The 6,131-nt window shown below is 72.4% G+C and carries 3 protein-coding genes; all 3 read left to right on the top strand.

Annotation, left to right across the window (positions count from 1 at the left end; genetic code table 11):
* The first annotated feature begins 161 nt into the window (after positions 1-161).
* The 3 genes from ACFWZ2_RS38835 to ACFWZ2_RS38825 all read left to right on the top strand — a co-directional run bounded on the left by ACFWZ2_RS38835 (position 162) and on the right by ACFWZ2_RS38825 (position 5,821).
* Positions 162-392 carry a hypothetical protein gene (locus tag ACFWZ2_RS38835; protein ID WP_384554061.1) on the top strand — a complete coding sequence of 77 codons (231 nt, stop codon included), beginning with the start codon at positions 162-164 and terminating at the stop codon, positions 390-392.
* A 116-nt stretch (positions 393-508) separates the two neighbouring features.
* Positions 509-3,511 (top strand): AAA family ATPase, encoded by a 3,003-nt coding sequence (locus tag ACFWZ2_RS38830; RefSeq protein ID WP_384554066.1) that lies wholly within the window; start codon positions 509-511, stop codon positions 3,509-3,511.
* A gap of 126 nt (positions 3,512-3,637) precedes the next feature.
* Positions 3,638-5,821, top strand: a complete 2,184-nt coding sequence (locus tag ACFWZ2_RS38825) for a M12 family metallo-peptidase (protein ID WP_384554059.1) — start codon at positions 3,638-3,640, stop codon at positions 5,819-5,821.
* Positions 5,822-6,131 lie beyond the last annotated feature (310 nt).

Genomic DNA, 6,131 nt, shown 5'->3' with positions numbered 1-6,131 from the left:
GGCTGCATCCCTCACACCGAACCCAACGATCCGATGATCGGAAAGACACCCCCTAAGGCCCCTCGCCCCCCGAATTCGGGACATCTCCCGATGTGGCGAGGGGCCCTGTGCGGCGACGGTGGGTCATGTACGCACAGCCCACGTTCACCGAGGAGGTTGCCATGTCGCAGCCGGACTACTCCTACGAGCTTCAGTACCGGTACCGGGCGGAGGGGCTGCACGCCGAGGCCGAGCAGTACCGCATCGCCCGCGGGGCCATGGCGTCCCTGCTCGCCGGACGCCTGCCCCGGCGCGGCCCCGCCGCCGACGGGCAGGCGCGGGGCACCGGCACCGAGCGGGCGGCCCCCGCACGGCGCCGCCACCGCGTCAGTCGGCGGCACCACCCCGCGTGACGCCTGCTGAGCACCCGCCCATGCGCCTCGGCGGGCCCCGGCCCCCGCACCGCGCCGAGGCACCCACCTCTGCACCCGAAAAGCCTGAAAAGGGAGCATTGACCGTCTCCTGTGCCATGCTCGGCAGCGTGGAGACCAGGTCCGTCAGCCCCGTGTTCGCAGGCCGCACCAGCGAGCTGGCCCGGCTCGACGCAGCGCTGGAGCACGCGGCCAAGGGCGAGCCCCAGGCCCTGCTCGTCGGCGGCGAGGCGGGCGGCGGCAAGACCCGGCTCCTTGCGGAATTCCTCACGCGGGCGCGCGCGGCGGGTGCGGTCACCGCGGTCGGCGGCTGCGTCGAACTGGGCGCCGAAGCGCTGCCCTTCGCACCCGTCGCCACGGCCCTTCGCGTGCTCCACCAGGCCCTCGGCGATGCCGAGCTGCGGCGCGCGGCCGCCGGGGGCGAGGCGGAGCTGGCGCGACTGCTTCCAGACTTGGGTCCTGTGCGCCCGGAGGCGTACGACCAAGAGGGCCGGGCCCGGCTCTTCGAGCTGGCCGCCCAGCTCCTCGAGCGCCTCGCCGCCGACCGCACCCTGGTGGTCGCCATCGAGGACCTGCACTGGGCGGACCCCTCCACGCGCGACCTGCTCGGCTATCTCGTCCGCTCCCTGCAGCCCTCCCGCCTGCTCCTTGTGGCCACCTACCGCACCGACGACATCCACCGCCGCCACCCCTTGCGCCCTTTCCTCGCCGAGCTGAACCGCACCCGTGCCGTGCAGCGCCTGGACCTGCCCCGGCTCGGCCGCGACGAGGTGGCCCGGCAGGTCGCGGGCATCACCGGCGCCGAACCCGAGCCGGACATGCTCGACCGGGTCGTCGCACGCTCCGAGGGCAACCCGTTCTTCGTCGAGGAGCTCGCCATGGGCGGCCTCGCGTGCTGCGGACTCAGCGAGACGCTGCGCGACCTGCTCCTCGTCCGCGTCGAGGCCCTGGACGAGCGCGCGCAACAGGTGGTGCGGTACGCGGCGCTGAGCGCGGACGCCCGGCACGGGCTGCTCGCGGCGGTCTCCCGCCTCCCCGAGGCCGAGCTGCTCGCCGGGCTGCGTACGGCGGTCGGCGCCCACGTCCTGGTCCCGGCGGACGACGGCGACGGCTACCGCTTCCGCCACGCCCTGCTGCGCGAGGCCGTCCTCGACGACCTGCTGCCCGGCGAGCGCTCGCGCCTCAGCCACCGCTTCGCCGAGACCCTGACGGCCGACCCTTCGCTCGTACCGCCCGAGCAGCTGGCCGCCCGGCTCGCCGACTACTGGTACGGGGCGCACGACGCGGCCGAGGCCCTGCCCGCCGCGCTCACGGCCGCCCGCGAGGCCCGCCGCCGCTATGCATACGCCGAGCAACTCGCCCTCCTGGAGCGGGCGATGGAGCTGTGGGACCAGGTACCCGAAGAACACCGCGCCCAGCTGCCGGGCGCGGACTACGCCGACTCCTACCCCGACGCCCCCTGCACGACGGGCTGCCTGACCTATCCGGACCTGCTCGCGCAGGCGGCGATCGCGGCCCGCTACGGCGGCACCGACGAACGCGCCCATGCCTTTACCAGCCAGGCACTGGAGCTGGTCGACGAGGCGCAGGAGCCGGAGCGCGCGGCGTGGTTCCGGATGCAGCGCTCCCGGCTCACCGCCGCCACCGGCCGCGGCGACGGCCGATCGGAACTGGACCACGCCCTGCGCCTGGTGGACGGCCGCCCGCCGTCCGCCGTCCACGCCGACGTGCTGGCCCACGCCGCGCAGTGGCAGATGCTGCACACGGCGACCCAGGAGACCCTGGCACTCGCCGAGCGCGCGGCGGAACTGGCGGCACGGGCCGAGGCCACGGAGGTCGAGCTCAACGCCCGGGTGACGGTGGCCGGAACACGGGTGCTCCTGGGCGACACCGACCAGGGCATCACGGAGCTGTACACGCTGCGCGACCGCCTCGAACACGACAGCATCTGGGCGCCCAAGGTCCTCAGCCGCCTGCACGCCAACCTCGTGGACGACCTGGAAAAGGCGGGCCGTTCGACGGAGGCGGTGGCAGCCGGGGAAGTCGGCGAGCGGACCCTGCGCCGCCGGGGCCTGCACAGCAACGCCTCCTTCCTCGTCGGCAACATGGTCGAAGCACTCCAGTCGCTCGGCGAGTGGGACCGCGCCGAACACCTCCTGCGCGAGGCGAAACCGTACGCCCGCATGTCCCTCGCGCTCTCCCACCTCACCCTGCAAGGTGCCCAGCTCGCCCTGCACCGGGGCGCGTTCGACCTCGCCGACGAGCTGCTCGCGACCTCTCGCGCCCGCCTCGGACACAACACCACGGAGCCGCAGTACGGCCTGCCCTTGCTGACCGCGGACCTTGCCCTCGCGGCGGCCAGCGGCCGCTTCGAGGATGCCTACGACATCCTGCGTACCGCCCTCGCCCTGCTCCCCCTACCGGGTCAAGAGACGTACGTCTGGCAGCTGTTGACATGCGGGGCACAGGTGGTGGCCGACGGACGGGGCCTGCCCGGGGCGGCCGGGGACGCCGGTGACCTCGCGGACCGGCTGACGGAAGCGGCCAAGCCCCTCCCCCGCCCCGCACCGGTCTGGGATGCCTGGGCGCGGCACTGCGCAGCCGAACTCGCCCGAGCGCGAGGCGAGTTCGCCCCCGGTCCTTGGGGCGAGGCGGCAGCTGCGTACGAGGCGCACCATCGCCCCTTCCAGCTGGCGCAGGTCCAATACCGCTGGGCAGAGGCCCTGCTCGCCGCGGACCCGCCGGAGCGTGAGGAGGCGGCGGACCTGCTCCACCGGGCCCACGAGACCGCGGACCGGCTCCGCGCGCGCCCGCTGCGGGACGACGTCCTCGCCCTCGCCCGGCGCGCGGGCATCGCCGTACCCAAGGAGCCGGCCGCCGAACAGGCCCCCGACCCGGCGGCGGAGCTCGGCCTCACACGACGCGAGCGCGAGGTCCTGCGCCTGCTCACAGCGGGCCACAGCAACCGCCGCATCGCCGAGGAGCTGTTCATCTCGGCCAAGACCGTCAGCGTGCACGTGTCCAACATCCTGGCGAAGCTGGAGGTCGGCAGCAGGGGGGAGGCCGCCGCGCTGGCGCACCGGCTGCGGCTGTGGGGGTGAATGTGGGGCGGGGCCGTGCGTGGCCTCACGGGCGGGAACGGGGGAAGTGGGCCTTCTAGTGGCCCGGGGAGCCATCCGTACGCCGGTCGGCTCCCGCCGGTCCACTGCCGAGAGAGAGCCTTCCGCATGCGCCGTCTGTCCGCAGCGAGTAGCTGTGCGCTGGTGACCGCCTCGCTGACCGCCTTGCCGCTCGCCGCCCAACCGTCCGCCGCCGCGCCCCCGACGACCCCCGCCGCAACCGTACGACCGTCCTTCGACGGCCCGGACCCGTCCCGGCCCTGGGTCCTGCGCCAGGCCGAAGTGCCGCTGTCCCGCGACAACTTCGGCCCGCTGTGCAAGACCGAGCCCGCCGGGCCGCCGCCCGAGTACCCGCTGTCGCTCTTCCCCGAGGACGAGCCCCTCCAGGTCATCCAGGACACCCGCGAGCAGTCCGGACCGGACACCGTCCACTGGACCGGTCACCTGGCCGATGTCCCTGAGCACTCCGTACGCATCACCGTCACCGGTGCCTGCGCCGGCGGGCCCGTCACGCTGATCGGCACGGCGGATCTGGACAGGATGCGGTACACGTACACGCCCGCACCGGACCGGCCAGGGCACGTCCTGGTCGAGGAGGTCGACACCTGGGCCCTGCCCGCGCGCCCGCCCGACACCGTAGGCCAGTCAGGACAGGAACCCGCCACATCCGGTGGCTCTGCCCGCCCCCTCAGGGCCGCCGCCAAGCCCGTGGTGATCGATGTGGTGGTGGGCTACACGGCCAACGCCAAGAACAAGGTCGGCGGCGTGGCGGGGATGACGGCGCGGATCAACGAGGCCGAGTCCGGCATGAACCGGGCCCTCGCCGCGAGCGGAGTCATGGCCAGCGTCGACGTCGTCCACACCTATGAGGCCACCGGCTACAAGGGCGGGGCTGTCAGCGGGGAGGACGGGAAGGCGGGAGATCTTGCGAGCAAGCTCGACACGGCCAAGGACAAGGAGCTGGGCAAGAAGGCGGCGGAGCTGCGCAAGAAGTACTCCGCCGACCTGGTTGCCCTGCTGGTCGTGGTCCCTGACGGGGAGTCCAGCGGATCCGGGGACTGGGTCGACGGGCCGACGAAGAACACCAGCAGCGCGGCCTTCTCGGTGACCGATGTCGACAGTGTGGTCCAGTGGAACAACTTCGCCCACGAACTGGGCCACAATCTCGGCCTGAGTCACGACCGCGCCACCCTCAAAGACCAGAAGGACAAGCCCGGCAGCACCTACCCGGATGGCAACGGCTGGATCACACCGGACGGCAAGTACCACACGATCATGGCGTACAGCACTCACTGCAAGGTGGAGTGCTCGCCCGTCAACCAGTACTCCAACCTGCGCAACACGTGGCACGGCCAGCTCCTGGGCGACCGGAACAACAACGCCGCCCGGGTCCTGCAGCAGACCGCGCCCGTCATCGCCGGCTACCTCACCCCCAAGTCGCCGTACGACCGCAAGGCCCTCACCCTGACCGCGACCCCGCCGCAGGGCGGCAGCGTCGAGCCGAGCATCTGGGGCCCGTACCGTGGGGCGACCCAGATCACGGTCACCGCCGCAGCCAAGAAGGGCTACGCCTTCACCGGCTGGAGACTCGACGGCACAGGACACCCGAACAAGCAGCCCACCATGGCACTGACCATGGACAAGCCGCACACCTTGGAGGCCGCCTTCAAGAAGACGAGCACTCCGGGGGCCACGCACAACGTCACCACGTCCGTCGCGCCCAGCGGCGGCGGCCGAATCGAACTGTCCCCGCCCGGAGGCGTGTACACAGCGGGCACCCCCGTCACCGCGCGTGCCACCCCCGCCAAGGGCCATGCCTTCGCACGCTGGACCCTGGACGGCAAGCTGGCCGGCACCAGCGACCGGATCACGGTGACCGTCTCCCAGGACCACGCCCTCCGGGCCACGTTCAAGTCGGTCAAGCCCACAACAAGCTGTGCACATCGGGCAGTCGGAGCCATCAGCGCTGCGTGGCAGGCTACGGGTGGCGCCGAGGGGCGGCTGAAGTGCCCCACCGGTCCGGAGAAGAAGACCCCCAACGGGAAGGGTGTTCACCAGGTCTTCGAGGGCGGGGTCGTGTACTGGACGAAGAAGCACGGGGCACACCCGGTGTGGGGTGCCTTCCTCACCCAGTGGAAGAACCTGAAGTACGAAGCGGGCAGGCTCGGCTTCCCCACCAGTGGTGAACTGCCGCGCCCCGGCGGCAAGAAGGGCGCCCTGCAGACATTCCAGGGCGGCACCCTGACCTGGGACACGAAGACCAAGAAGATCACCGCCACCTACACCAAGTAGGCAACGACGCCGGCCTCCACCTCCTGCCGCCTGCGGGCGACGGTGCGGCGCTGGAAGCGGTCCGGGGCCCAGGACCCCGCGGCGACGGCGAGGGCCGTGAGCCATGACGGGGGGACCGCGGGCCCCGGCCCCGTGCGGGAACCGGTCCCCGGCGAACCGTCTGGCGGTCCGGCGCGCAAGCATCCGTGGGAGATGCCCATGGTGTGGGTGTGGGTGTGGGTGTGCGTGTTGGTGTTTCTCGCCGTGGTTGTGGTGAGTTCGCTGCTGGGGGCGTTCAACCTCTCAGGGGTTCTTGGGTGTCTTGGACGCC

The organism is Streptomyces sp. NPDC059002 (genome assembly GCF_042740435.1).
Classification (GTDB): domain Bacteria; phylum Actinomycetota; class Actinomycetes; order Streptomycetales; family Streptomycetaceae; genus Streptomyces.
This window is presented reverse-complemented; position numbering and strand designations above follow the sequence as displayed.

Bases quoted from the DNA above. Each gene is read 5' to 3' on its own strand.
- ACFWZ2_RS38830 (WP_384554066.1), top strand. From the start codon at position 509: ATGCTCGGCAGCGTGGAGACCAGGTCCGTCAGCCCCGTGTTCGCAGGC.
- ACFWZ2_RS38825 (WP_384554059.1), top strand. From the start codon at position 3,638: ATGCGCCGTCTGTCCGCAGCGAGTAGCTGTGCGCTGGTGACCGCCTCG.
- ACFWZ2_RS38835 (WP_384554061.1), top strand. From the start codon at position 162: ATGTCGCAGCCGGACTACTCCTACGAGCTTCAGTACCGGTACCGGGCG.